The organism is Bradyrhizobium sp. MI1.4 (assembly GCF_055811315.1).
The window spans coordinates 17,432-41,584 of sequence record NZ_JBVVPP010000016.1 but is presented as its reverse complement, the minus strand read 5'-3'; the positions used below and the strand labels follow the sequence as shown (position 1 = coordinate 41,584).

Genomic DNA, 24,153 nt, shown 5'->3' with positions numbered 1-24,153 from the left:
TGTCAGTTTCCTTTGAAAATAGAGAAGAAGATGAGCTTGAGCTTTTCGAGGAAGCTAGGCTTGGCCGGAGTCTGCTTGAGGCCTTCGAGGCAGAGTTGCTTTTCGCCAGCCCTGCGGTTGACCAAGCCCTTGACGACTCGACCCTGGGCGCGCACGTACCAGGTGCCGAAAGCGTTACAGCCGCCGCCAAGATCGCCAGCGTTCATCTTGGCGACCATCGGAGATTTACAGACAGCGGCAGGGCCGGCGTTATAGGCTGCGGAAATCAGCGCGGCTTTTGCCTTGTCCGGAAGATCAACGTAAATGCAGGGAGCGATGCCGTTCCAGTATTTCGGAAGGCTTTTCTTCAGGAGGTCGCTACACTCCTGCTGCGTGAACTTCTCGCCGGCCTTCAGATTCGGGAGTTCTGACTTAGTGGCGCCGTAGCAAACCGTCACAGGGCGGCCGGTCCCGATCGTGTCAACCTTGGCGGTCGTCCAAAGCCCCTCCCACGGCTGGATGAAGCTACAGGCGAGCACGAGGACGCCAGCGCCAGCAGCGCCCGCTTTATGAGACGTTTTCATTGGGTAAGCAGGATCATTGGCTAGACCTTTCGGCTACCATGGGTTGACTCGGTTATGGGTTGTGGTGATAGGTCTCGGCGTGGGGCGGGAGCTGGGAACGCGGTGTCACCGACTGAAAACAAGATAACCGGGCTGCAAGTCGCTAGAGCTCTTGCCGCTCTTTCTGTCGCCTACTTCCACTCCGGTAATCTTCTTCTCTATTTTCGCGCTCCGGAGGGCGTGCATCCATTGCCCTTCCTGATGACTTACGGCGGCTATGGAGTGAATTTCTTTTTCGCGATCAGCGGCTTTGTGATTTGCCTCGTGGCAAATAGTTCCAGCTTTGATCGAACTTCATTTCTGATCAAGCGTGCCTTCCGCATTTATCCGCCGTGGTTTCTCGCGCTCGCACTTTTCACCCTGGTAAGCATCCCGCAAATTCGTCCATGGCGCGTGACCGATACGCCAGAATTTCTCTTCCAGTCGATCACGCTTCTCCCGACGCAGGACTACCCGCTTGTCGATGTAGGCTGGAGCCTCCAACACGAGATCGCGTTCTATTTGTTGGCCGCCTTGTTTGTTCCGATCGCCGGGACAGTGGGATTAGCCGTATTTATGCTAATTGCAGTTATAGCTAATCACCTCGTTGTACTGCCGTGGTGGGCGGCGGCCTACGCTACTCACTATCCGGACTTCTTGGCCGGAATCGTCGCGTTCTGGGCTCGCGACCAACTGAAAAATATTGGTGTAACCACCCCGTTCGTACTGGCTGGGCTAATCTTCTGGATTGTGGTGAGCTACATAACACCGGCTAGTTCCGGATTCCCGGTCGTATGGTTTTTCTTGATAGTTGGCTTTGCCAATCTCAAGGTGCGTGGCCCGGTGGGCAAAACAATAGAACTGTTAGGCGACGCATCGTACTCAATCTATCTGCTGCACACGACGGTATTCGCGTTTTTCTTGCGCGTAGTGCCCATCGGTAAGTTACCAATACAATCACAGGAGCCCGTCAGGTATGCAGCGCTTCTGCTGACCTGTCTTGCCGCCATATGCAGTTGGCGCATCATGGAATCTAAGTTCATTGAATTTGGTCAAAGGCTTTCCTCCTATTTGAGAGTGCCCAAAGCTCAAGATGAGATTAACCGCGCCACTTCGCAGTCAGGGTCTGAGTAGATGCGCCGCCGGTCCACGATTGCGATCCGGTGACGCCGAGGCCGTTTTCCAGGGCATTGATCGTCTGAGTACCAAGAGATGGGGGCGCCATATATTGCCCGATCACCATGTCGTTAAAGACCATAGTGCCGCCACTGGAATTGGTATGGATGTATTCTCCAATTCTTCCTGCCGGCGATGTGGAGTTGAACCCAACGGCGACAGCGCCGCCCATGCTCAGATTGTTGTTGGTCGTCCCGCCAGAAAAACCACTGGTCGTTATGTCAAAGGCTTCTTCTGCCAGGCAACTAACAAGAGTTATGACAGTAGCGCCGCCGCCGCGATTGGCCCGCCATGCTGCTGTCGTATAGGTATACGACGTGACATCGCCAGATTGAACTTGAATGGGCACTCGATTGTAGGCGTTCGAAACCGCCCATCGCCGCAGAACGCCCCAAGATAGATGGCAAGTCACTTGGCCTGCAACCGCATCAATCAAGATTGTGCCAAGAAGTGTCCCTTGGTTTGCTGGGATCGTGTATGTGGTAGAACCGTTCTTGGCTGACATAGATACGGTATTGACCCACAAGCCATTAAGTCTTGAGATCTGGGTCGTTCCAGCTCCCGTGCCTCGCGATGAACTGCCGGCGCCTGAACTCGCCCACGCTGGACCGACCGCCAACGTCAAAACACCAGAATTATTAAACACGAAAACATCATAGAGGGTGTTTGCAGTCTGGCTCGTAAGCGTCAAAGTCAATTCAGAGAAAGTCGTTGGGACAAAAGACGAACCATTGTAGATCGGAACCAAATTTCCGACGAAGGGAGTATAATATAAGGTCGTTGCGCTAACCACATCCGAAGAGATGACCGGCGTTCCGCTGGTCAGCGTCAGATATCCTTGAGGCTGTGTGACAACTGCCGCCGCAGCCCCCGCATTAATGGCAGTCCAAACAGCCGTTGAGGTCGTGCCGGTCTGTGTGCAGATATAAAGAATGTTGTTGGTCGTATCCCAATAGCTGTCGGCGCCGATTGAAGCGGACCCAGCCGTTCCTGCCGTGGTCCCGTTAGGGCTGCCCGCCCCCGACAAAAACTTTGCCCTGGCGGAATAGTCTGACGAATAGACAGGATCATCGGTCCAGATGATATTGCTGTTTACGTCTGAGAGAACTACCTTATAGGCAAGATTTTGCAGGAAAATGTTGCCGGCCCGGCCCGAGGAATCCAGCACAACAGGATTGGCGTTGGCGATCGTAAGGGCGGAATCTGAATATGTCGCGAGAGGGGTTGAGGTGCCGGATGCATAGAACGCAAGCGATCCGCCAGCATATGGAACTCCCGTCCCATCAGAGAACTGTTGATTAGGGGAGTAGAAGCGATTGGCCATTACGGCTCCCGAAGAAAAAGGCCCCCACTGGGGCCTGCTCGTTTATTGCGTGGTAGTGATTTTATTCGCGTGGTTTCCGTGGAACTTCCTTCTCGTCGGCGCGGCTTGTCGCCGGAGACTGAAGCGCCTTGAGGAAGTCGGGGACTGACGCTTGCGCGCCGGTAGTGGAGATCAAATTCCGTGTCGCCGTCTCGAATGCTGCCAGACGGGCAGGAGACGGCGCCTGATTGAGTAAAAGATTGGCGCGCGACCATTTAGCGATCGAGGATGCCCCTGCGGGGTTCGCCAAGTAGGAGGCGAGCATTCTTCCTCCGATGACGCTTTTTAGCATGGTCAGAGGTTCGACACCCATCAGATGAGCGCCAATGGCCCCGACCACGCTACGCGATGTGCCGCTAGGGTTCGCGTACTTTTCCAGATCCTTAAAGCGGCTTGATATCCTGGCGATGTCATCAAGAGATTCCGCGAGCTGAGATTTACCGCCCGAGCGAAACAAGAGATTCTTGCCCGCGTCCGACATTTTGCCGTAGTCCGTCAAAAAGCGGCGCGGGCTGAAGTTGCCTTCCACGTCACGGCCCATTCGACCGACAACCGAAGATGCGACTTCGTTCCAGTCATCACCGCCCATTACCTTGCGGGCTTGTGCTAGCTTCCCAATATCGGCGCGAGACGAACTGCCTGCCATGGTCTTGAGCTTGTCAAAGACGGCTTCAGCCGGGGCATCGCCATGAGATCCGATGATCTTAGCGAGGCTTTCGCGGCGCTCGTTCGCCAAGCGCGAATAGTTGTTGGCGCGATTAAATGCATCCAACGCTGATTTGCTTCCTGAAGCCTCGACCGTTGCCTTCAGGTCTTGCGTCAGCGCACCGTAAATGCGCTTCAGCTCGGCCTTAGACGTGCCGTCCGGCAGGATACCAGAATCAAGCTGCTCGCCGATGGTGGTGCGCAGCTTCTTGACGCCATCATACGTCAACCCGCCTCGATCGATCGCCGCCTGAACTTGCTTGACCGCTCCGCTATCGCCCAGAGCCGCAGCTCCACGTTCAGCGTTGATGGTATCTGCAATGCCTTTGGTGGCGCTCACCGAGCCCTTGGTGTTTGGGTTGATCAGCGTATCGACTCGATCATAAAGCTTGTTTTCGTTGGCCCGGCTGGATTTCGTCACCCAATCGCGGATAGACTCCTTGGCCGTATTGCCTGCGGCGTCCGCCGACGAGGCAGAGCCGAATTTCCCCGCGACCTCTGCCGACTTCTCCCCCAACTGCGAGATCGTCGTTTCCGCAGCCTTGGTAAGTGGAGCGTTCGCAATCGGGATGTTGCGGACGACCGCGCCAACTTCCTGCGTCAAGGGGGAGTCGCTGGAGATCGCGCGCGGAACGACCACTGGAGCGCCGGACTTTGACAGTCGTCCGGCAGCACCAATGACTTCCTCGCCAGCGGCAACGGTCGGGGCAATCGCGCGGCTAACGGGGGCACCTGTTGCCATGCCGAGGCCAACAAGGCGCCCTGCCCCCGCCAGAGCGCCCTCATTGGTGGCATCCGAGCGGCCATAGACCTTCATCTTGCCGTCCTTGGGGTCAAGCAAAACAACGTGCTTGTCCTTGTCGGCAGTGATGAAGTTTCCAGTCGCGTCCTTGAACGTCAGGTCGCCGGAGTCGTTCTCGTATACGTCGGACGAAAGAACCTTCTTGTAGTCTTCGGCGTGCGGCGAACTGCGCTGATTGGCGCCGGCATAGGTGTTAAGCGTGTCCGAGAGGATACGTCCAAAAGCGTCTGGCTTGACCGGCGGCTTCGCGCTGGGCTCAACCCGCTCCAATGGCCGGTCTTCCGCGGGAGAAAAACGCTCAGAAAACGTCGTGGGCTGCTCAATCCCATAGATGGACCGCAGCGCGTTCGCAGCCGAGCCCGTGTCCTTGGGCGTGATATCGAGCTTTTGCGCCTGCGTCGGACGTGAGACGGGTTTAACACCAGTCAGATCCGAGAGCGCGTCGGCGGCCGACCCCATTATTCAACGCCCTCATCAAGCTTGTTGTCGTGGATGTACTTCAACTGCTTCGCGATTGATCCAAGCGTCCGCTGCCCCTCAGGGGTCTTTCTCATGGACTCCCCGACCTTGGCTCGTTCTTCAGGAGGAAGAGACATATAAACCCAAGCCGCAGGTCCAGCGTTCTTGTTGAAGTCAGCGGCAAAGCCCTTCAGCGTTCCGTTCGCGTCCTGGTACTGCTGGGCGGAATTGAAGCGGGCCTGCTTATAGGTCTCCAGCCCGACGAGCTGTGAGGCGTTCACCATAATGCCCTTCTGCGAGGTCTCCGTACCCACAAGCGATTTGGAGATCGCATCAAGCTCCGAGGCGGCCGTTCCGCCCACCTGCTTGATGGCCGTCCGGGCGATCAGGCCAGCGTTCTTGTTGATGCTCTCGAATGCCGCCACGGGGTCGGAATACTTGTCCGCCACGCCCTGAAGGCCGGGAATGAGCTGACCGGCCGCCAGCAGCCATTTGCGGGCCGCCTGCTCCTTGTCCGCCCCCGCGCCAGTGCGAACCCTCTCGGCGTCCTGCATGAGCTGGCGAAGGGCAACCTTCTGAACCGAGGCGCCCTCGTTCTCTTGCCGATACTGGGTGAATTCCTCCACCCGCTTGCCCGCATTGCCGGCGGCTTCCAGCTTGCGTTCCTGGAGGCTCAGCGGGGCGGTGGGAGCGGCCAGAGCTGCGCCGGGCGCAGGACTGCCCCCGCCAGCGCTCGGACTCCCCACGGGCGTCGGAGCCCCGCCAGGAGGCCCGTACATTGTACCCAGTTCAGAGCCGCCCGAATGGGCCTGCGTGCGCTGAGCAATAGCAGATGGGTTCTGCTCGACATTCGACGTAGAGGACTGCCCGAGCCGCTGGGCATTCACCCCATACTGCTTGATCTGATCCGGCGGAGCGCTCATCAAGTGGCCCGCCGTCATGTCGTCCATTGGAATACCGGATCGCCGGGCGAGGCTGATGGCCTGCTTGCGGGCCTGCGGGCTCTGGTCATTCGCCAGGATGTTGCCGATCGGACCCATGGCCTCTTGCTGGGTCTTGGACATGGTTGCCCGCTGGCCGGAGGTCAGGCCGCCATTCTCATCGTACTCCCGCTCGCGCTCGCCATACGACTGCTGGAGAATATCCGCTTTGGCGTTCGACTCACGAATTTGGGCTGCCTTGCCAAGCGAGCCCGCGATATCGAGCGGCTTGATGCTGGCCGCTAGATTGTTGTCGATTTCAGCCATTAGTATCCGGCCCCGTAATCAGACGCACTGAGCCCCGGCAATGGGTTACTCGAACTGCCGCCCCACGCACCACCGCCGCCATAAGCCTCGCCAGTGCCGTAGCCGCTCGGGTTCTTGTTAAGATAATTGTACATCAGCGAGTTGCCGACCGCTCCATTGGCTGCATTCGCAACGCCAACCGCGCCGGAGGCCTGGGCTTGGCCCTGCCCCATCATCGTATTCCCGATCTGACCAGCGCCCGCCGTGTTATTCGTTGCGTTACCAGTCACAAGGTTCGCATTCGTCTTGGTCGCGTCCTGACCGATGCCAGCAAGGCCCATCATACGGCTGAAGTAATTCCCGTACTGCTGAGAGGCCAAACCACTGTTAAAGGTCGCCAAGTCCTTGAGTGCACCACCCGATAGATTGAGCCCGCGCGCATTCGCTCCGCGCTCGATTCCCAATTCGCCCTGCTGTTGCGCGAACGTGTAGGAGGGGTCTTTGAAGAACGGCGAATAATCCGGCTGGTTTCCTCCGTTGCCCGTCCCGGTCAGTTGCCCGAGCGTATAGGTAGCGTTTTTGCCGATATCCAAATATGGCTGCAATGAACTCTGCGCAGCCTTCATATTTTGCTGATTGGTGTCAAACGTCTGCTTCTGGAAGTTCAGGGCGTTACCAGCAGCCTCAGACTGCTTGTTTGAGGCGTAAAGCGATGCGCCAGCACCGAGAAGGCCGCTACCAATTATCGCGCCAGAAACGAAGAATGCCATCAGTTCGATCCGATCAGCCTGGTAAACTCAAGGAACTCCTGTTCCGAGTTGGTTGTGTATTCTTCTTCGATCTTGTTGGGATCTCGCTCGTCTGTCCCTAAAATCGTCGTCCACACGCAATCCGTATGGCAGTAAAAGGCGCGCTTTGCGCCAGCAGAGGCGACGATCGTGAACGGCGCCGAAACCGTCTCCGTTCTGTCGCCAAGCATCACGCTCATGGTCCCCGCCGACAGAATGTTAAGCTGCCGGTATTTGTGGATTTTGCCTGTTACGACTGCACCAGCCGGAGCGCTCATTTCGCGGGCATATACTCCATCGGAGAAGTAGTGCTTGATGCCGATATGGCACTGAGGCATCTGCTGGACATGAGCTTCCAGCTCAAAGACCTTGGCTCGTGATACTTCATTCATCGCAGAACAAACCCACCATTGCCGCTGTCGAGAGAGTTCACATAGGTGAAGTCATAGAGGAGGCCGGCCGCAATATCCCCGTTGGTGGCTTGAGCCGATCCGTTCGACTTGAAAACCTTGATAGTCGCGAGAGCGCCTTGCGGGGTCGTTACTAGAGCCGTTACCAGCCCAGTAGTCGTATTTGCGGCAACCGCCCGATAAGTATCATAATCTCGATACCCCTTCACAAGCGGCGCGGTCGCTAGCATCGTCAGGGTAATGACATTCGTCCCGCTGGCGTTGCATGGAATGATGCGGTTTGTCCCGTTGATGAAGCCGAACAGCCCCTCCAGAACTTGCCAACCGTTGTTGGTCAAGATGCCGTTAGAGTCCACGAACCCGATGCGTTGGCCAGGCTCAAGCAGCGCTTCAACTTGTGAGGCAGCCGAGATCGTCACGGTTCACCGATCGTAATGTCAGCGTTAGCGCTGATGATGACCCGCTTTACGGGATCGCTTATCATGATTCTGATCAACCATTGTCGTGCCTGGCCCAATCTGAACCAACGTACACGCTGCAAATATTCCCCGATCTTACCGAGCGAGTTCCAGATTTGCAGGTTGATGAACGTGCGCCCGCCATCTCTGGAATAATCCATCATTACCTGAGGATCAGAGCCCTGCCCAGAAATCAAGCCAACGCCGCTTTCAACGTCCAATTCCAACGTCGAAATGTAAACACGGCGCCTGTCTTTATGGATTGGTGGCGAGATCATCAGAGATCGCATCGTATTGCCAAACTCCGTGAACGTGTTGGCGTCGAGATATCCTATTTTCCCCGAATAGGCGTCACCAACAAGAACCTTGCCAAATGCGGTCAAGCAGCAATTGCCGCGCCAGCGCCCATAGGAGTTGTTATTGATGTCCCAGGATTCGCGCTCGTGCCAATATCCCGTTGCGATATCGAGCACCCAACTGGTGTTTGCGGTCGGGAACACCAGATTGATGAACTTGTGACCCTCAAACGTGTAAGAGAAGGTATAAGCATCAGAGACCGACGCATAGGACTGCCATGCCTGCTCAATTGCGTGCGTGCTCACCCGCTGCAACTGAATGCCGTTCAGTCGATAGAACATCAAATCATCGCCAAGGAAGAAAACCGAATTGTCTTCCTTGATTGGCGTCTGTCTCGCAGAGCACCCGCGTTCGATTGTGCTCGATCCCGTGCGTTGGAACGGAAAGTTTACCGCTCCCGCGTCGTACCAACTCTCGATCGTTTTCTCGCCGAAGATCAGCAAATTCTCCTGCTGGTTTACGATCGACAAAACAAAGTCGCTCGACACCTCTGCGGATGCGAAGTCGGCTCCGTTGTAGCTCGTCCCATCCAAGGAGCCGGAGATAAAAAACTTGTTCGTGCCGTCCCAGGGGAACACGAAGTAATTGTCAAAAAATGTCGTCGTGCTTGCGGCGTGAAAGTTCGAGTCCGTTATGACCTGAAACCCACCTGTCGTACTCCAGATGAACCCATTTGCTCCATTGACGATACAGACCTGCGTCCCGTTGTTCGACATGGAAACGAACCCGTTTCCGGAGATCGATCCGCCGATATCAGTAGAAACACCCGCAGAAGTAAGGCTATAAAGCCTCTGGCCGGACACTACGTAGGCAACACCGTTCATGTAAGTGAAGCCGCGAACCGGGCCGACGCCGCAAGTTGCAAACTGCAACATTCCGGGGCAACCAAATACGGCTACCTGCGTCTTGGCATCCGGCGGCTCCTTCTCAGCATAGCAATTGACAACGCGCTGAGCGCCGACCGGAAGAGAACGAGAGCTGTATGAATTAACAGCAAACGGAATAATCACTGCTGCGACAAGTCCTGTCCGATCAGATAGGACTCCGGTTCACGATCCCAACCTGAAACATTATCGAGATGTCCGGCCGCCATTTCCTTGATCATCGCCCATCGGTTCGGGGTCACATCGAACTCTGGCCCCATTTCCTTGGCGAGATTCCATACCAAGCAAAGCCCCCATTCCTGGGGGAGGTCCGGCGTGTTAGCGGCGGATGTAAAGTCTTGGACTGGACGCCACCACGTCATTTTGATTGCGTAGGCCGCATCTGATGGCGTTGGCCAGACACTAAGGATGCCCTGTGTGTTCGCTCCTCCCCGAGGATCGTAGAACGTCATGGTGGGAACGCCGGTCGCAGTTTTGCTCGGTTGGTTGCGATAGTCGATGCGCGACATGAGGGTCATCTGGGTATCTATCGCGCTGGCAAAATTATATCGGCGCGTTGAGACCACGCGCAGGGGCCTGATGATGTTGGTCTGATAAACGTAAACCGCGTTCCCGGCAGATGCAGATCCTGTCAGGCCCGACGAGAGCGGGATAGACAAGCCAGACGCGGCCCCATTCTGGGTAGTCCAGAAGATCGAGCCGCCATCAAGAACCACGCCAATATTGTAGGTCGTCGCAAAACCAGTGGAGGAGGTCACGCTAATGCTGGCGCCGCTCGATGCGGCCGATGCAGAGAGTGTCGTGGCTGTATAGCTCTCGGTAGCGTGATCGCTCGAACCAGTACCAAGCGTGTATGAGTTCTGACCTGGCTGAAGAAAGAGAGTCGCTTCAGTTTCGGTCCAGATATGCAGACCCGTTGCGTTGAGTGCCTTAACCCAGAGATTCAGCGCGTCTGACCCGTCCTGGATCAATTGAGCGCTCGGCGTCTCGCTGGCGTTGATCACGCCGAGCTTGCGATATGCCATCTTTATGATCTGGTCGCGGTTATAGACAAAGGTCGCCGTCCCCGAGGTCGTCATTAGAACCCACTCGGGAAATTGGCCGGATTAACGACAGAAGCGGCATGATAAACCATGATCTTACCATCCTGCTTTTCGAACGAGACCCTACCTGGAAGGTCGCCATACACCTCGAATTGAGCGACGGTGGATGAACCAACCGTTGGGTTGGGCTGACGAGGGCGCGGGAATGGAACGGTTTGATTATCGGAAACGCCCTTGACGAAATCTTGCGGCTGTCGCGCCTCCCAGACCCGATCCGATACGATCAGGTTATTCCACTCTGTTCGCGTTCTCTCGGCGCGGATCGCAAAGCCAGTGCGATCACAGATGCGGTAGAATGAGCCAGGCTTGTAAAAGCGCTCCGTACCCATCAGAGCCTCGTTACTTTCCAGCCAACAGTTGCACTGGTTGCGGATGATGCGTTGATTGTGAACCCACTCGCCGACTTCGCGCTTACCCAATAGGTCTTGCTGTCCTGGGGCTCCAGGTTCACAACATAATTGGCGCTAGGCTGATTAATGCTGAAAGAAACGGCTGCTGATGTTGCGGCGGAAAAAGTAACCGTTCCTGAAAGTGTCTGAGGATTGTCAGTACAATTGATCCTGAAACCTCCGCCGTAATTCAGTATACCGCTCCCTAGCAGCATATTGTGGTGGATTTCCGTGGGAGAGTTGCTGCTTTGATCAGTGTTCACGAAGATGATCGATGAGGTGACTGTTTCAAAGCGACAGTTCACGATGCGAAGACCAAGAGGCTGCGTGTTCGCATCGCCCAGAACGCCGTGGTAATAAACGCCATAGGTGCAGCTCTCAAAAGCCACGCCATCGATGACAACACCATTCGGGCTGTAATTGCTTGAGGCGGTCTGTTCGTAGAGAGAGACCCCGCGCAACGCCACTTCTATATTGCCGCCGACAATTCTGGTTGCGTTCGCGGCGCCTTCCACATAAATCCCGTAGGGAACTTGATCGGCCGTATTCGAAAATATCTGAGGCGTTTCAATCGTATTCCAAAACGATCCCGTCGCAGTATCCGACGTAACCAATTGGCCCACGTAAATGCCAATGTAATTGGTGTTCGTCGTCTGGCCGCCTAGGATGATCGGGCTGATGAGCCTACAACATCCGGCCTGTCGCAACCTCCACCCCCCCAAGGCAGTTGCGTTGCCTTGCTGGGAAATCGTAAATCCCTCAAAGTCGGCGCCTCCGGCATAACCGCCGCCATTGACCGTGAATGCCCAGATTGCGCCAGTTGTGGTTATTGTCGCCCCGTAACCGTAAAACTTTGATCTCCAAGTGCCAGGAACCGTAATGCTGCAAGTCGTGGCGAAGGAATATGTTTTCTTCTTTGCAACTACGCCAATCGCGCCAACCGTATTTACATAGTCCGCCCAGCGGGTGAACATCAGCGCGTCGTCACCGGCATCGGTGGAAAGCAGGAACATTTCCGGCGTAACTATGGGCTCAATCAGCTTCGCATAGTTACCGTTGGCGAGAATAAAGGAGCCTGGCTCGCTCGGATTGCCTACAACTTGGGTGTACCAAGCGCCGCCAAGGTCTCCGACAGCCAATTTACCACGTGTGCGGATGATGGTGTCTGAGGCTGTGACAGAACTGGCTGCGGCCATAGCTGCAGCAGTGTCAAATACCTGTACACCAGGCACCCATGCTCCATCGCCGCGCCAATAGGTTCCCGCAGATGCAGACGTGCCGCTATTCATCTGCCCAACGGCAATATTCCCCGAAAGATTACTAAACCCCGGTTGAGTCTGAGTTGGAGTGCCGTCCGTACCAATCGAATTGAGCCACTTGTTCGATGCGTTCGCCAGAGATTTGACGCCGCCAAGCGTGGAGGCCGTTGGCGTAGGCAGCACACTGGCAGGCAGAGTCCCGGTCGTGATATTCGAGGCGTTGCTGGTATCCACGGGATAAAGGATCTGAAATCCGCCATTCCCGCTATTCAGCGAGGCGCTGTAGCTAACGGCGTAGACGCGCCCGGTCAAAACATCATTGGTTGTCGCTTGAGCGGAACCGTTTGGCCGATAGAGCGGGAGCGCCGAGAGAGAGCCTATTTGCAGCGTCACAAGACCAGTTGAGTTGTTCGCCGGAACGAACGAGAACTGGATGTAGTTATTGTAGGACGTGACGTTGGGAGCGAAGGCAGCAGCCAGGGGCGTCAATGTAATGACGTTCGTCCCCGTTGCCGAGCACGGAATAACGCCGAGGTTCGCCATGTCCGCCAGGGACTGGTCCCATAGGCTGAACGGCTGCAGGCCGTCCGCTAGATTGGCGTAAGTGGTGCGGGGTGCCATTAGGTGTTGCTGATCACTGCAATGTATTGGTTCGGCTGGACGCTGAAATACTCGACCTGATCTGCCGCCATTCGCATGGTTGACGTGGTGGCAGTCGGCGAAGTCCCGATTGCAATCGAGCAAATGGCGTCCGTGGCAACGCGGATCATGGCAGTTTTAGAGCCGAACGGGTTTGTCGCCGTAACGCTGCCGGCTCCGATCGCGATGGTTTGCTCTGCAACCGGCGGAGCGTTCGCGATATTGACCCACTGATTGCGCGGACGTTCAAACTCCGCGACATAGAGTTTAGCCATCAATCATTCTCCAAAAGAAAAAGAGCGCCCGGAGGCGCCCTTAAAGTTCATGTTGATGGGGTTAGGCCTGAGTGACGCCGTAGACGCTGGCGGCGCCGTTGACAGTGTTCAGGTTGGCCGGCGGGACGGTGATGAACACCTGGATCGTCTTGGTGCCATCGGACGCGGACTGCAGGGCATAGGTGCCGCGAACGTCGCCCGTGGTAGCGGTTGCAGGCGAGGTCGTGACCGCCGCCGTAAAGCCCGTGCTCGCGGTGATGCCCGTGTTATTGTAGTTGATCGAGGTGCGGCCGAAGCGAAGAACCTGGAACGGGAGGCCGATCACATCCTGAGTACCAATCGTCAGGGTGCCCGCGACGGTACCCGTATGCGTGATGCCGGAAATGTACTTCCATGCCTTGGCGCCGTTTGCGGTGCCTGCGTTGGCGCCGGTAATGGTTTCCGTCATCGGGAAACCGTAGACATCCCATCCGCTCACGGTGAAGGTAATGCCGGAGTCGTTGCTGCCGGACACGAGCCGAATGGCCCGTGAAACCAGCGTGGACGGGTCGTAAGCACTGATTTCGTACTGGCCAGAGTTGGCGTTGGTCGCGCGGCCATATCCGATAAAGCCAGTGGGACCATCGATCGCCAGCGTACCGACCGGGATCGTCACGCCTGAAGCCGGCATGTACTGCGCAGCAGAGGTTACAGTAACGCCAGCGCCAGTCGTCGAGACAAGCGTGATTGCGCCCGCGGCAGGCGACTGTGAGGCGGCAATATTGACCGCGGAAAGCGTGGCCGGAGTCGCGTCGAGCGCCAGGATATCCGAGCCGACGAAGCCAGCGCAACCAGCTTTGGTATTATTGTAACCAGCGCGCGAATCCAGGAAGCCGTTGCCGCCATAGAACATCGAGGGCGCGAGATAGGGGTTTTCAGAGCCAGTGGCACCAGTGCCCGGAGGCGGGCGCTGACCATAGACAATAATCGGGCCTTTAAATGCGGTCGTCATTTCGTATTCTCCTTGCTGCCCCCAGTGAGCAGCGGGTGTAGGGCATCGGGAAAGAAAAGGCGGGACCGAAGCCCCGCCCTTAGTTCATTGTGGTTGGCTCTTAAACTCCAGCCGTTCCATAGACGCCGCGCCAATCGGACCAGCCCATCGAATAACGCTCGTAACAAGCCGCCTTGGCGTTCTTGGTATCGAAATCGTTGTCCTGATCGAACATGATCGAATCGCGCTCGTACATCTTCAGGCCCGCAGGAGCGTTCGTGCGGATGAACCACGCCGTTGCCGACGTGAAATAGTGGTTCATCTTGATGCCCTTCGGGAACACGTTCGTCGCCTTCAACACGTTGATCGAGTTGTTGGAGGTGTCATTCTGAAGGACCGACTTCAGGATGCGGTTGGCTTCGTAGTAAAGCTGAACCGGAACGTGCAGAGACTGCGGCATCAGGGAGATGCGCAGGCCCTTGGCATTTTGCGCCTGCATGACCTGGATCGTCAGATCCTCGATAGCCGCTTCGGACAAGTCCGCAGCCGTGGTGAGCTGGTTGGACTGGTTGCCGGCAGTGGTCGGATGCGCGGTGTTGATCATGCTCACGCCATCGCCGCCTGTGTACGTCGAAGTAAACGCACGGTTGAAGACGTTGGCGCCAACGTTCTCCTTGGTCTGCCGCATCGAGAAGGCGAGCTGCTTGGCACGCCGCTTCGAAACCACCTCATAGAGGTCGTCGCGAAGTTCCTCGAAGGTCACGACGTAGCCGAGAGCATAGGCAACGTGCGTGTAGCGGGTGACGGCGCCCTGGTTCTCAACGTCGTAGTTGATCGAGGTGCCCTGCGGCTTGACCGGAGCGAGACCGAAGCCGGTGATCTCGACATCCTCTTCGTAGGCCTTGTCGGAGGTCTCCTTGTCGAAGAGATCGACGTACTCTTCGGGATGCTCCGAATAGGACCGGCCCCACCATTCCTTGATGCCGGGCCAAAGTGCTTTAGGATGCGTGCCAGTAGTGATCGTAGCCATGTGTCACGCCTCCTTTTAGACGCCAGCAATCAGGTTCGAGAAGCGGCTGTTATTCAGCTTCACGAGCCATTTTGCGTTCATGTTGGTGTTCGCAGTGGTGCCGATGGTATTGTCGGCCTGCTGCAACGGACGGATGATCTTCAAGTCAAGCGTGTTGGTGGTCGCCACAGTGGACGCCGCCAACTGCCAGCCCGAGTAGCCGGTCACGGTCGAGCCGGTTCCGGTCACGAGGCTGGCGTTCTTGCCGGCCCAGAGCTTCGGAGCGGTCGCCTGCGAGGAAGCGTCGTCCTGAATCTCGTGGAGCAGGAACGGATCATCCGCAACGGCGAGGTAAAGCGCCGTGGAGGCTGGGCGGTAGACAGGAAGATCACGAGTGATCGTGTTCATCGAACCCATGTCGCCGCCGTTAATCACGCCGACCACCACGCCGATCGACGGCGAACCGACGGAGGCGAGCTGACAGGCGGGAATGCCGTTAGCGTCGTTCGAAGACGAGACGATATCCACGGGATCGCCGACGAATAGAGCGGTCGCGTAGGACGCCGGCACGAAGTAGGTATTGAAGGAGCCGTTGTATTTCTGGCCCCAAACAGTGGCGTAGGGGATAAGCCCACGCGGGACGTTTGCGTTTGCCATTTAGGATGTCCTTAAAAGGCGTGAAAAAGCATCGCGCGGTGCCGGAGCACGCGCGGGTGAATTCAGTTGGAGTGGCTGGTTAGCCGCGGCTGATCTTGATGCCCTGCTTGGGCACGTATTGACCTTCGCCCTCCGGCCCGTCAGAAACGCCACGCTTCATCGCCGCTTCCTTGTCGTCGATGATCCGCTGTTCCTGGGCCATGTCTTGGAGATACCATTCCTCGGGGATTTCCATCAGGAATGCAGTCAGAGCCCCACCGCCCTCGGCGAGTCCGACCGTTCTGCTCGTTGGCTTGCCATCCCTGTCCTTGACGTGCTCGTAACCTGCCTCAAGAGCGCGGCTGACACGACCGGGGATGTCATTGAACCAATGACGATGAAATCCTTCCCTTTGGGGATAATCGAGCTTGAGGCTCATGGAGCCAAAGGGCTTGCGTGCTGGACGCTGCGGGAGACCCGTAGCCGGAGCTTCCGGAGCGTTCATCTGGTCATTCCTCGGACGGCCGGGGCCGCGCTTGATCTCTTCCATGTTATCAATCCCAATCGTATGCCTGGCAGTATTTCTCTTTGGTGTAACCGGGGATCGTCTTTACGAACTTGTCGCAGGCCTTCTTGGCCTCTGCCGGCAGTTCTTCGTAAGTACGGCCCGACTTCTTGGCGCGCGGCGCATCCCCGCTCGGGGTTGCTACAGCGGCGGCGGCATCCCGCTTGGGATTGACGCCGAATTTATCCGGGAAGCGATCAACAGTCCTCTGCTTGGCTTCAGCGAGGATTTCCGACTTGTTCTTGCCGGGGTAGCGCTTTTCAAGCTCGCCAAACTCCTCGCTCATGTAGGAGCGGAGTGACGCGCTTTTGTTGAACCACTCGTTTTGATCGATCCAGGACTGGATATCAGGATCAACCGAGGGCTTGTCAGGCTCGCCAACAGGCTTCGTCGGCGCCTTGGGCGGCTTCGGGGGATCGACCTCAAGATCAGCCATTTCCTTGCGGATTTGGCGGGCCTGATCCACGTCCGCGGTTGCAATCGCGCCGTCAAGCTTTGCTTCCAGATCGGCACGGGCCTTCTTGTAGGCGCGCTCTTCTGCCTTGGAGGCGAACTCCGAAAACGTCTTCAGCGTCTCCGTGGTCTCTTCCAGCTTCCGTTCGAGCCGGCCAACCGTGTCGTGCAGCTTCTTGTTGTCGCGCTGCAAGATCGGGAGAATGGTTTCGCCGCGCTCAAGGAATTCCTCGGCGGAGCGGTGCTTGTCGGGATCGCCCTTGAATTCTTCTTTCGGAACCCAGCCGAGACGGCGGGCTTTCGCTTCGGCTTCGTTGCCCTCGGGCAATACGCCGTCGTCCCCGGATTTCTCCAGGTTGGCTTCTGTCATGACTGTTTCCTGATTTAGACTGACTTCTTCACGCCACCGACCGCCTTGTCATCGCAAAGCCGGTATTTGACACCATCATCGCCGACGATTTCCTTGCCGGCATATTTCTCGAAGTGCACGCGGTCCCCAGCCTTCGGCTTGTAGCCGCCAAAGGGGCGCGTTCGATCCGAATTCCAGGCAAAGGCATCGTCACCAAGGGCGACAATCACGCCGGAGGATGCCGAGAGCTGCATCCGCTCCACAACGTCGTCAGGAAGCGCGATGTTGCCCTGCGATTTGGTCATTGCCATGTCGGGCAGGATCAGAACACGATCCCCAACGGGCTCAACGCCTGATCTATTGGCGCCGGAATAGATTGCCGGCAGATATTCGACACGACTAACGTTCAGAACCTTCGGATTCAGTGCCATCTTCCCTCTGTGCCTTATAGAATTCCTCAACGGCCTCGAACTCAAGGCCTGCTATCTCGCCAAGCTCGATGACTTGGCCACGGACTGCCGGCGGTACTTCCGCGCCGTCAACCCACGCACTTGATGCGTAGTCGATCAGGAATTTTCGCTTGTCTCTCAGAAACTCAAAGAACAGCTTGGAAACAGGATCGTGCTTCCAAAGATTGAACTGCTCTTTAGCAATCATATGGTCGGATCGATCTCAGCAAGGGCTTCTATGGCCGCCCTCGCCTCAGTAAGTATGCCGTTAGCTTGCGGAATGCTTCCGTCGCCCCATGGCTCCAAATTAATGCCCAAAGCGGCAGCCCACTTAACACGCGCCTCCCACATTGCTTTGGCTACGTATTCAACCCGATCTTGAACAGTCATCACATCGGCCCCTGCGCAGCGTGATCGGCCGCGAACTTGCTGTCCGGGTCCATCCGATGGTTGCCGTCCGGGTCTCCCGCGATCTTACCGTCCATCGTGTCAACGTCCGAAATGTCCGGCTGCACGCCATTTGACGCACTGGGCATAACAGGATGCGGCAGGTCCGGAGCCTTCGGAGGCGTTCCAGACGGCCCGCCCTTCGATCCGTCCGCGTTCTGCTTCGGCGTCATCGCCGCGTCGTGCTCAAGCTCATGAACCCGCAAAACCTTGTCCAGCCAGGCCAGATGCTGATCGCCCACATTCTTGTCAGCGTCGGCCAGCGACTTGATCGCAGACGCGTAGGCCGCGACGCCCTGTGCTCGCTTCAGGTTGCCGTTGTCCGAGACTTCCTGATGCTTAAGCTCAAGCTCCATGCCCTTTGAGACAATCTCAGGGTTTGGCGGAATCTGCTGAACCAGCAGCTCGGACGGGTTCTCAATGTCGGCGGCGTCGAAAGCACGCTCCAGGATCTTGAGCGGATTGACAAATGGCGTTTGCAGGAAGCCCAGCAGGAACTGCGTGCGGGCCATACGCTGCATGTCCGACACCATCGATGGGTCGGAATAGGGCTCAACGCCCGAGCCAATGATGTAATCCTGCTTGAGGACCACGTTCCAGGTATCGCCAACCTTGTACTGCGACTTTTCATCGCCGTAGATGCGGTTCAGGCGGTAGAGCTTGTTCAATTCGCTCTTCAGGGAGCGGTGAACGCGCTTGTAGATCGCCGTGAAGACCTTCAGCCCCTGCTCGATAAGCGCCAGCGTGGTCGTCGCCGGGACGTTCGAGGCCTTCTGGTCGCCGGTCAGCACGTCCTTGACCGCCGCAATCTCCTTGCCGGCTTCAACCAGGAAGCCCAGCAGCTCGAACAGGACCGGAGACGGCCCCTTGAAGTCCATCGGGACTATGTTTTCGCGAAGCGTACCGCCGGCAACGTTAACCGTCTTGTATTCGCCCATTTGGAAGCGAATAGCGCCGGCATTCATCGACAATCCCTTGCCAATGAAGCCACCTCCCGCGTTCTGGAGCGTCGCCGCGTCCAGCATCTGGTTCAGGACGGTGTTGATGCCCTCGTTAATCGGCCGGAGAAGTTGACCAAACCCCACAGGATATGATCCGCCATCTGGATTCGGGATGAAGGAATACAGCGTATAGTACTCAACCGCGTCGATCTTGGCGATCTTGTGCGTGCGGGAGTTAAAATGGATACCGTCGGCATCATAACGAGCGACAATCCGCGCGACTTGCTGCGACGCCTTATGAACCGTGACGATATAGGGCTCGGGATAGCCGTCCTCATCCAAGTCCCAATAGCGATGCTGCTCCAGGAAAGCGTGTGGCTTGTCCCGGTCGCCCTGCGCATTCTCGGCCTCGCCATACGGCGTCTTGGGCTCCTTGAACAGCCCTGCCCGCTGCATCTCCTCGATCTCACGAGGATAGAAGTCGATCTCTTCCGTGTGACGCGGCGCAACCTCGAACGATTTGGCGTGGTAATTCCACACCAGTTTCATCAAGGAGACGTAGGTCGAGCAATTGCGCCCCTTGCCGGGGTCAAAATAGGTCTTGCGGCCCGCACCACCAACGATCGGCAGCACATGCAGCAACTGATCGGTCTCAGGCTCCCACTCCGGCTGCTCATCCAGGAGCTGCCAGGACATGTGATCGGCGATCTGGTCGGCCCTGATACGCTTGGCGCCAGGAGGCACCCTCCAGACCGGCTGCGGGGCGCTAGGATCGCCCTGCAACATGGGCGTACCGTCGGGGCCTATCTGCGGCTCACCCTTGTCCTCGCCCACCACAACGCCTTTAACGACCGATCGGCCGTTGATGATAGCAGGATAGGCACGGGCTGCGAACTGCGTGGCCGCCGTGGTAACAAGCGGATAGATGATATTCGCCGCTTTGGGCCAAGGGAAGGATTTCTCCTTGGTTTTCTGCATGGCGAGGTCCATCGCCTGCTCGGTCTTTTCCTTCCAGTCGGCCCGGCTGTTGTCGTCGATCTTGTATTCTTCGACGACGCGTGTTCCGATCTTGATCAGCGTCTCGTCGTCAAGATCCTCCGCGATGTTTACGGAGTTGATCCACTTCTGGAGCTTGGCGATGTGCTGCTGATCTGGTCCAGTCGCTGACGTATCGACGGCGCCCTCAGGATTGGCCGCAGTCATGCCGGTTGGTTCTGCTGCGGCAGCGAGGGCGTTCAATTCAATATCCCGTTACGTTTGATCTGGCTGTCACGTAGCCGTTTTCAGTGAATTCGATCTCACGCAACTTGCGAGCGTGAGAGAGGTAAAGCTGGACCGCTTTCGCGTCCTTCGGGTTATCCTTGAGCGCGGTTTCCAGCGCCGAAAGCTCTTCCCGGATCGTCGCGGCGTCGAATTTCATCAATATCCCGTCACGCTCGACCTGGTGGAGTCGACCCAGTCGTCGCCAAACATGCCGTCAATCGTCAGAGGGCCGTCTGGTCCTTCATAGCAACACGCCATCAAGCCAAAAGCATCGAAGGCATGGCTTGACCAATCATGTTCGGGGCCAAGTCCGATGTTACGAGTTTCATCCTTACGTTCATGGTAGAAACCCAGCGCATCCCGGCCGGATTCGGTTCGCTGCTCGTCAAAGACGCAGCGCGGCAGAAGCCGGCGAACTGCCTCAACTCTCAGCATAGCTGCACCCTTACCCTGATTGGGTACAGGCACAGATTCAAACTCGGCGTCAGCTAAGTGGCTGTGAAACGTTTTCCCCACAAAGTCAGCATGCTTGCCATCGTGAGGAATATAACAGATGGCGTTCTTGTACCCACGGCGCCGCATCTCATTGGTGTAATAACTGACCGGCTGGCCAACGCCCTCAAGATAATCAATCACATGGATTTCGTGAGAAACCCATTGGATAATCCAGATGGCCATCGCATCAGCCTTGTCAGAAGCTGATGCCAAGTCGAAGAACGCCCTTATGGGCCTCATAGGATCGGCAGGAAGGCGCGTGATGCGCCCATCCAACCTGGCCTTGGTTAGTAGGCTCGCCACGTAAGCCCCCTCAAAGGCCTTCGCATAGCCGCCTTCCCAGATATGATCGTAACGCTCCGGGTAGCGCTCCAGGTCTAACCGGCGCTCATCATCGAGAACGCTCGGGAACCAGGGATTGTCTCGCCAATTCGCCTGAACGACAACCGCGCCAGCCGGCGGCTCGCCTCTCAGGAATTCGTCGATCGCGTCAACCTTGCGCCTGGGATTCCAGCTCGCCCAGATTTCAGAACCTTCGGCGCGAATAGTAGGGCGCAGCATTGAGAGACTGCGAGCACTAAGCGTCTGCGCCTCTTCAACCCATGCACGGTTAAAACCCTCAAGCGACTTGATCGATTCCGCCGTGTGGTCCTGCATACCCTGAAATAGGATCAGACCGCCGCCGCGCGATTTGATCTGATCGTTCTGAACCTCGAAATGAGGACCAAGCCCTAGAGCCTGGATTTTATCCTCGATCAGCCGCTTGGCTGAGTCCTTCAGGCTCTTTTGATGCTCTCGAATACAAACCGAACGAAGGCCAGGATTGCGGTAATGATCATCAACCATCATCTCCGCGAAGAAATGCGACTTGCCAGAACCTCGCCCGCCCCACGCGCCCTTGTATCGAGCCGGCGCCAGTAGAGGTACAAAGGCCTCAGCCGTTGGTATGTTTAGCACTTACGACCGTGCGCTGGATCGTCTCAAGTTTGATAGCGCCGCCGTCCTCGCCAGTCACCTGCATCGGAAGAACCCTGCCCAGCAAGGACAAGAACGCAACCGGGTTCAACGTGGCCTGCATGCGGAGATATTTGACAGTCCCGCCGCCGCCCATGTCCTCCCCCGCAAGATCAGCCGCTTCAAGGATCATGTCCTTGAGCTGCCCGCTAATCTTGTTCGGTGTGCCTTTCTGCCTACCGCCGGTTTTCTTCCCGACCGCCATCTAACTGCCTCTAGTTTAGAACTGATGTTCAGTCCTTGTCGTAATCCTGGTCGGAAGCCCTGCGCTTACTGTCCTTCATCTCGCCGCGCGGGATGTCGGAGCCCTTGACCTGACAGAACGGGTTCTCAATCGCAGGGATCTCAACCAATCCCTCGCCCATTGCCAGGCGCTTGCGCTGGCGGATTAATTCGTTCATGAAAGTTCACCAAAGTTGAGGTATTGATACATCGCGCTCCCGGCCTGAGAGCGCAACGGAATGAAGAACATGCCCCAGTGCGACAGGCTGACCATCATGGCATCACCGGCGGAATCACAGTGGCGCCGATCGGCTCATCGATCGCAGGGCCGCCGTTGGTAAGCCCCGCCAGGTCAGCGCGCATCGCGGCAGTCTCGTCCTTCAGTTTCTTCAGCTCAGCCGCGCCAGATACCGCAACGCTCTTGGCTTCCTGAACCGCATCGGTCGTTTCAGCCCGGATCTTGGCCAGTTCAGCCTTTGCCGCCTTGATGTCGTCGGAGATGCTCATTTTGAATTCCGCATTGGTGTCATAGGCCGCGATAATGAGCCTAGTTTCGAGGAGGCTGAGGTGGGTAGCGCTAAGCTGGGTCACGCTCGGGAAATTCGGTGAACGACATGCCGTCAATGCCCGCACCCTCAAAGGGAACAATTTCAGACGGCGCAGTGTCGTCCAGGATATGCTTGGCGAAGCGAGCGAGCTCAGCCTCGCGCTCTTCTCGACGCTTGAAGTCTCGGATGTTCAAGATCTCAGCGGCCACAGATGCCTCCGCAGACATACCCGGCGCAGAATGCGGCCAGCAGTACCAATCCAGATACGACCGCTTGAGCCGCGGCAATGACCGCCGGATCGATCGCGGGGCCGAAGACCATCTCAAATCAGGCTCACGGGCTTGATCACGCCATTGCTCTCAACGAGCTTGGCCTGGCCATCGCGGATCATGCGGGCGAGAAGCTTCAACTGCTCTGCGGTCATGTTTGGCTCCAGGAGTTGGTATCGGGCGGCACAAGGGCGGTGCGGACTCGGCGCACGTAAAATCGGCGCATCAGCAGGGGGAGCAGTCTCGCGGGTGCTCAATGTGCCGCCCGAACGAAAACGGCCGCCCAAGGATTGCTCCCTGGCGGCCGAATCAAAATTCTTGCGACGATGGCAATATGCACCTGATTTGCACCCGGTGTCAACTCCAATTACACAGATCTGTTTACCGCACCGCAAACCCGTATACGACCGCCATGCAATCCAGGCACTCACGGAATCTCCGGCCGTAGTATTCCTCCCAGCTCTTCCCGGACAGGCCGCGAGAGGCCGCAACCTGAGCCCGCGTCTTGGAGTGCACCAGAACGTCGTGGGTGAGCGCGGACCCGTCCTGCCCCAATGCGCGGTACACCACGGCCAACTGCTTGGCGGCCCTCCGCTGTGCCTCCGTGATAGGCTCTGGCATCAGCCCGCCATCAACGGCTTCCTTGCTCGGATCGATCGCCCTTGGCCCTCGCTCCGCGGTTTCGAAGTCGTCTTGGAATGCCCGCCCGGATTGGTACTGCGCTTCGTCGATATGCCCCCTCGCATGCAAGTCTGCCAAAGGGTCGTCTCGTGTGGACCGCATGACGAGGAGCCTCCCGCCCAGCTCCATGGGGTCGTCAACTTCGATCGGCGCCACTTGGGCGTTTCGAAGCAAGTCAGTCGCGCGGCGATCGTGCGCCGCTGGGTCGTATGGTTGTCGGCGCTTAGGTCGTGCCATGTGATGCTGGTGCCCCGCGTTAAAAGCCAATCTCGTCGTTCAGGTCGTCTCCCGTGTCCGCAATCGCACGCAACGGATCTTCAACGCTCTTCCGAATTTCGGTGATAGTCGCGCCAGGGAAGACGGCCTTCGCCTTGGCGACGTCTGGATACGCCGACAGAAACCTGCCAACCTCCTCCAGCGTGTAGACCGTCACCTGGCGGCCATCGGCCCTGACGGCTGCGGCGTCGTGGTCTGTTTGGACGATCGCGAATACGCCATGGTTGGATGCGACCTCCCAGACAGCCGGCGACAGCCGCTCCTTGCCTGCCGCCGTTGCCGCGGCGTCCAGCGCCAGCCAGGCGTTGACCATGCGGGCGCTCTGCGTCCTGACGTCCTCAAGCTCGCCATGCCAGATCGCCTGGTTGAACAGGTAGCGCTGGCGGTCGAACTTCTCACGCAGCTCGGCTGACACCAGGAGCCTCAGCCTGTCGGCCCCCCACTTCGCTTCCATCTCGCATGCGGTCTCGTCGGCGCCATCGATGTAGGCCCGGCCCGAGATGTACGTGCCATTGGTCCGAGCCCATGATCGTTCGGCTCCGAGGGGGCGGACATGGGTGTCGCCGAGCATCGCTGTCTTGGCCATCAGAGCGCTCCCTCTGATGTCGTCATATAAATCCGCGCGCCGAAGGCGCAGCGGTTATATTTATATAGCTTCTCTGCACTGCTTCTCTGCAGCAATGTTATCAATG

General features: G+C 57.4%; 28 protein-coding genes. 1 reads left to right on the top strand and 27 read right to left on the bottom strand.

Going from position 1 to position 24,153, the window contains the following annotated elements:
• Positions 1–2: 2 nt before the first annotated feature.
• Entirely contained in the window at positions 3–563 is a 561-nt protein-coding gene (locus tag AC0L23_RS19655; RefSeq protein ID WP_473357303.1) for a lysozyme, read from the bottom strand.
• Positions 564–665: 102 nt separating this feature from the next.
• Here AC0L23_RS19655 and AC0L23_RS19650 point away from each other — a divergent pair, with 102 nt between their 5' ends.
• Positions 666–1,715, top strand: coding sequence for an acyltransferase family protein (locus AC0L23_RS19650; protein ID WP_473357302.1), 1,050 nt, complete (start codon positions 666–668; stop codon positions 1,713–1,715).
• On the opposite strand, the gene AC0L23_RS19645 is transcribed toward AC0L23_RS19650, so the two are convergent.
• The 26 genes from AC0L23_RS19645 to AC0L23_RS19520 form a co-directional block, all read right to left on the bottom strand.
• Positions 1,681–3,081 (bottom strand): hypothetical protein, encoded by a 1,401-nt coding sequence (locus AC0L23_RS19645; RefSeq protein WP_473357301.1) that lies wholly within the window; start codon positions 3,079–3,081, stop codon positions 1,681–1,683. The genes AC0L23_RS19650 and AC0L23_RS19645 overlap by 35 nt on opposite strands.
• 61 nt (positions 3,082–3,142) lie before the next feature.
• On the bottom strand, positions 3,143–5,086 hold the full coding sequence (locus AC0L23_RS19640) for a hypothetical protein (protein ID WP_473357300.1): 1,944 nt from the start codon (positions 5,084–5,086) through the stop codon (positions 3,143–3,145).
• On the bottom strand, positions 5,086–6,333 hold the full coding sequence (locus AC0L23_RS19635; protein ID WP_473357299.1) for a hypothetical protein: 1,248 nt from the start codon (positions 6,331–6,333) through the stop codon (positions 5,086–5,088). The genes AC0L23_RS19640 and AC0L23_RS19635 overlap by 1 nt, the downstream gene beginning before the upstream one ends.
• On the bottom strand, positions 6,333–7,082 hold the full coding sequence (locus AC0L23_RS19630; protein ID WP_473357298.1) for a hypothetical protein: 750 nt from the start codon (positions 7,080–7,082) through the stop codon (positions 6,333–6,335). Before AC0L23_RS19630 ends, AC0L23_RS19635 begins: the two co-directional genes overlap by 1 nt.
• Positions 7,082–7,492, bottom strand: a complete 411-nt coding sequence (locus tag AC0L23_RS19625; protein WP_473357297.1) for a hypothetical protein — start codon at positions 7,490–7,492, stop codon at positions 7,082–7,084. Before AC0L23_RS19625 ends, AC0L23_RS19630 begins: the two co-directional genes overlap by 1 nt.
• Positions 7,489–7,929 carry a hypothetical protein gene (locus AC0L23_RS19620; RefSeq protein WP_473357296.1) on the bottom strand — a complete coding sequence of 147 codons (441 nt, stop codon included), beginning with the start codon at positions 7,927–7,929 and terminating at the stop codon, positions 7,489–7,491. Before AC0L23_RS19620 ends, AC0L23_RS19625 begins: the two co-directional genes overlap by 4 nt.
• Positions 7,926–9,335 carry a hypothetical protein gene (locus AC0L23_RS19615; protein ID WP_473357295.1) on the bottom strand — a complete coding sequence of 470 codons (1,410 nt, stop codon included), beginning with the start codon at positions 9,333–9,335 and terminating at the stop codon, positions 7,926–7,928. Before AC0L23_RS19615 ends, AC0L23_RS19620 begins: the two co-directional genes overlap by 4 nt.
• The gene (locus tag AC0L23_RS19610; protein ID WP_473357294.1) at positions 9,332–10,288 is read right to left on the bottom strand and encodes a phage adaptor protein; all 957 of its coding nucleotides are present in this window, start codon (positions 10,286–10,288) and stop codon (positions 9,332–9,334) included. Before AC0L23_RS19610 ends, AC0L23_RS19615 begins: the two co-directional genes overlap by 4 nt.
• Positions 10,288–10,641: a hypothetical protein gene (locus tag AC0L23_RS19605; RefSeq protein WP_473357293.1), complete on the bottom strand. Its 354-nt coding sequence runs from the start codon at positions 10,639–10,641 to the stop codon at positions 10,288–10,290. The genes AC0L23_RS19610 and AC0L23_RS19605 overlap by 1 nt, the downstream gene beginning before the upstream one ends.
• Complete coding sequence (locus AC0L23_RS19600; protein ID WP_473357292.1) at positions 10,641–12,581, bottom strand: hypothetical protein; 1,941 nt, start codon at positions 12,579–12,581, stop codon at positions 10,641–10,643. Before AC0L23_RS19600 ends, AC0L23_RS19605 begins: the two co-directional genes overlap by 1 nt.
• Positions 12,581–12,874 (bottom strand): hypothetical protein, encoded by a 294-nt coding sequence (locus AC0L23_RS19595; RefSeq protein WP_473357291.1) that lies wholly within the window; start codon positions 12,872–12,874, stop codon positions 12,581–12,583. Before AC0L23_RS19595 ends, AC0L23_RS19600 begins: the two co-directional genes overlap by 1 nt.
• 61 nt (positions 12,875–12,935) lie before the next feature.
• On the bottom strand, positions 12,936–13,865 hold the full coding sequence (locus tag AC0L23_RS19590) for a hypothetical protein (RefSeq protein WP_473357290.1): 930 nt from the start codon (positions 13,863–13,865) through the stop codon (positions 12,936–12,938).
• Between the two features lie 100 nt (positions 13,866–13,965).
• Positions 13,966–14,874, bottom strand: a complete 909-nt coding sequence (locus AC0L23_RS19585) for a phage major capsid protein (protein ID WP_473357289.1) — start codon at positions 14,872–14,874, stop codon at positions 13,966–13,968.
• Positions 14,875–14,889: 15 nt separating this feature from the next.
• Positions 14,890–15,510, bottom strand: coding sequence for a hypothetical protein (locus AC0L23_RS19580; protein WP_473357288.1), 621 nt, complete (start codon positions 15,508–15,510; stop codon positions 14,890–14,892).
• A 79-nt stretch (positions 15,511–15,589) separates the two neighbouring features.
• Positions 15,590–16,039, bottom strand: a complete 450-nt coding sequence (locus tag AC0L23_RS19575) for a hypothetical protein (RefSeq protein WP_473357287.1) — start codon at positions 16,037–16,039, stop codon at positions 15,590–15,592.
• Positions 16,040–16,043: 4 nt separating this feature from the next.
• On the bottom strand, positions 16,044–16,877 hold the full coding sequence (locus AC0L23_RS19570) for a hypothetical protein (RefSeq protein WP_473357286.1): 834 nt from the start codon (positions 16,875–16,877) through the stop codon (positions 16,044–16,046).
• 14 nt (positions 16,878–16,891) lie between these two features.
• Positions 16,892–17,287 (bottom strand): co-chaperone GroES, encoded by a 396-nt coding sequence (locus tag AC0L23_RS19565; protein ID WP_473357285.1) that lies wholly within the window; start codon positions 17,285–17,287, stop codon positions 16,892–16,894.
• Positions 17,256–17,513 (bottom strand): hypothetical protein, encoded by a 258-nt coding sequence (locus AC0L23_RS19560; protein ID WP_473357284.1) that lies wholly within the window; start codon positions 17,511–17,513, stop codon positions 17,256–17,258. The genes AC0L23_RS19565 and AC0L23_RS19560 overlap by 32 nt, the downstream gene beginning before the upstream one ends.
• A gap of 181 nt (positions 17,514–17,694) precedes the next feature.
• Entirely contained in the window at positions 17,695–19,932 is a 2,238-nt protein-coding gene (locus tag AC0L23_RS19555) for a hypothetical protein (RefSeq protein WP_473357283.1), read from the bottom strand.
• 1 nt (position 19,933) lies between these two features.
• On the bottom strand, positions 19,934–20,113 hold the full coding sequence (locus AC0L23_RS19550; RefSeq protein WP_473357282.1) for a hypothetical protein: 180 nt from the start codon (positions 20,111–20,113) through the stop codon (positions 19,934–19,936).
• A complete protein-coding gene (locus AC0L23_RS19545) occupies positions 20,113–21,408 on the bottom strand; it encodes a PBSX family phage terminase large subunit (RefSeq protein ID WP_473357281.1) in 1,296 nt (431 codons plus the stop codon). The genes AC0L23_RS19550 and AC0L23_RS19545 overlap by 1 nt, the downstream gene beginning before the upstream one ends.
• Positions 21,386–21,670 (bottom strand): hypothetical protein, encoded by a 285-nt coding sequence (locus AC0L23_RS19540; protein WP_473357280.1) that lies wholly within the window; start codon positions 21,668–21,670, stop codon positions 21,386–21,388. Before AC0L23_RS19540 ends, AC0L23_RS19545 begins: the two co-directional genes overlap by 23 nt.
• 28 nt (positions 21,671–21,698) lie before the next feature.
• Positions 21,699–21,866 (bottom strand): hypothetical protein, encoded by a 168-nt coding sequence (locus AC0L23_RS19535; RefSeq protein WP_473357279.1) that lies wholly within the window; start codon positions 21,864–21,866, stop codon positions 21,699–21,701.
• Between the two features lie 94 nt (positions 21,867–21,960).
• Entirely contained in the window at positions 21,961–22,194 is a 234-nt protein-coding gene (locus tag AC0L23_RS19530; protein WP_473357278.1) for a hypothetical protein, read from the bottom strand.
• A gap of 70 nt (positions 22,195–22,264) precedes the next feature.
• Positions 22,265–22,444, bottom strand: a complete 180-nt coding sequence (locus AC0L23_RS19525; RefSeq protein ID WP_473357277.1) for a hypothetical protein — start codon at positions 22,442–22,444, stop codon at positions 22,265–22,267.
• A 997-nt stretch (positions 22,445–23,441) separates the two neighbouring features.
• Positions 23,442–24,047, bottom strand: a complete 606-nt coding sequence (locus AC0L23_RS19520) for a hypothetical protein (RefSeq protein WP_473357276.1) — start codon at positions 24,045–24,047, stop codon at positions 23,442–23,444.
• Positions 24,048–24,153 lie beyond the last annotated feature (106 nt).

Bases quoted from the DNA above. Each gene is read 5' to 3' on its own strand.
- AC0L23_RS19655 (WP_473357303.1), bottom strand. From the start codon at position 563: ATGAAAACGTCTCATAAAGCGGGCGCTGCTGGCGCTGGCGTCCTCGTG.
- AC0L23_RS19645 (WP_473357301.1), bottom strand. From the start codon at position 3,081: ATGGCCAATCGCTTCTACTCCCCTAATCAACAGTTCTCTGATGGGACG.
- AC0L23_RS19640 (WP_473357300.1), bottom strand. From the start codon at position 5,086: ATGGGGTCGGCCGCCGACGCGCTCTCGGATCTGACTGGTGTTAAACCC.
- AC0L23_RS19635 (WP_473357299.1), bottom strand. From the start codon at position 6,333: ATGGCTGAAATCGACAACAATCTAGCGGCCAGCATCAAGCCGCTCGAT.
- AC0L23_RS19630 (WP_473357298.1), bottom strand. From the start codon at position 7,082: ATGGCATTCTTCGTTTCTGGCGCGATAATTGGTAGCGGCCTTCTCGGT.
- AC0L23_RS19625 (WP_473357297.1), bottom strand. From the start codon at position 7,492: ATGAATGAAGTATCACGAGCCAAGGTCTTTGAGCTGGAAGCTCATGTC.
- AC0L23_RS19610 (WP_473357294.1), bottom strand. From the start codon at position 10,288: ATGACGACCTCGGGGACGGCGACCTTTGTCTATAACCGCGACCAGATC.
- AC0L23_RS19605 (WP_473357293.1), bottom strand. From the start codon at position 10,641: ATGGGTACGGAGCGCTTTTACAAGCCTGGCTCATTCTACCGCATCTGT.
- AC0L23_RS19600 (WP_473357292.1), bottom strand. From the start codon at position 12,581: ATGGCACCCCGCACCACTTACGCCAATCTAGCGGACGGCCTGCAGCCG.
- AC0L23_RS19595 (WP_473357291.1), bottom strand. From the start codon at position 12,874: ATGGCTAAACTCTATGTCGCGGAGTTTGAACGTCCGCGCAATCAGTGG.
- AC0L23_RS19590 (WP_473357290.1), bottom strand. From the start codon at position 13,865: ATGACGACCGCATTTAAAGGCCCGATTATTGTCTATGGTCAGCGCCCG.
- AC0L23_RS19585 (WP_473357289.1), bottom strand. From the start codon at position 14,874: ATGGCTACGATCACTACTGGCACGCATCCTAAAGCACTTTGGCCCGGC.
- AC0L23_RS19580 (WP_473357288.1), bottom strand. From the start codon at position 15,510: ATGGCAAACGCAAACGTCCCGCGTGGGCTTATCCCCTACGCCACTGTT.
- AC0L23_RS19575 (WP_473357287.1), bottom strand. From the start codon at position 16,039: ATGGAAGAGATCAAGCGCGGCCCCGGCCGTCCGAGGAATGACCAGATG.
- AC0L23_RS19570 (WP_473357286.1), bottom strand. From the start codon at position 16,877: ATGACAGAAGCCAACCTGGAGAAATCCGGGGACGACGGCGTATTGCCC.
- AC0L23_RS19565 (WP_473357285.1), bottom strand. From the start codon at position 17,287: ATGGCACTGAATCCGAAGGTTCTGAACGTTAGTCGTGTCGAATATCTG.
- AC0L23_RS19560 (WP_473357284.1), bottom strand. From the start codon at position 17,513: ATGATTGCTAAAGAGCAGTTCAATCTTTGGAAGCACGATCCTGTTTCC.
- AC0L23_RS19550 (WP_473357282.1), bottom strand. From the start codon at position 20,113: ATGAAATTCGACGCCGCGACGATCCGGGAAGAGCTTTCGGCGCTGGAA.
- AC0L23_RS19540 (WP_473357280.1), bottom strand. From the start codon at position 21,670: ATGGCGGTCGGGAAGAAAACCGGCGGTAGGCAGAAAGGCACACCGAAC.
- AC0L23_RS19535 (WP_473357279.1), bottom strand. From the start codon at position 21,866: ATGAACGAATTAATCCGCCAGCGCAAGCGCCTGGCAATGGGCGAGGGA.
- AC0L23_RS19530 (WP_473357278.1), bottom strand. From the start codon at position 22,194: ATGAGCATCTCCGACGACATCAAGGCGGCAAAGGCTGAACTGGCCAAG.
- AC0L23_RS19520 (WP_473357276.1), bottom strand. From the start codon at position 24,047: ATGGCCAAGACAGCGATGCTCGGCGACACCCATGTCCGCCCCCTCGGA.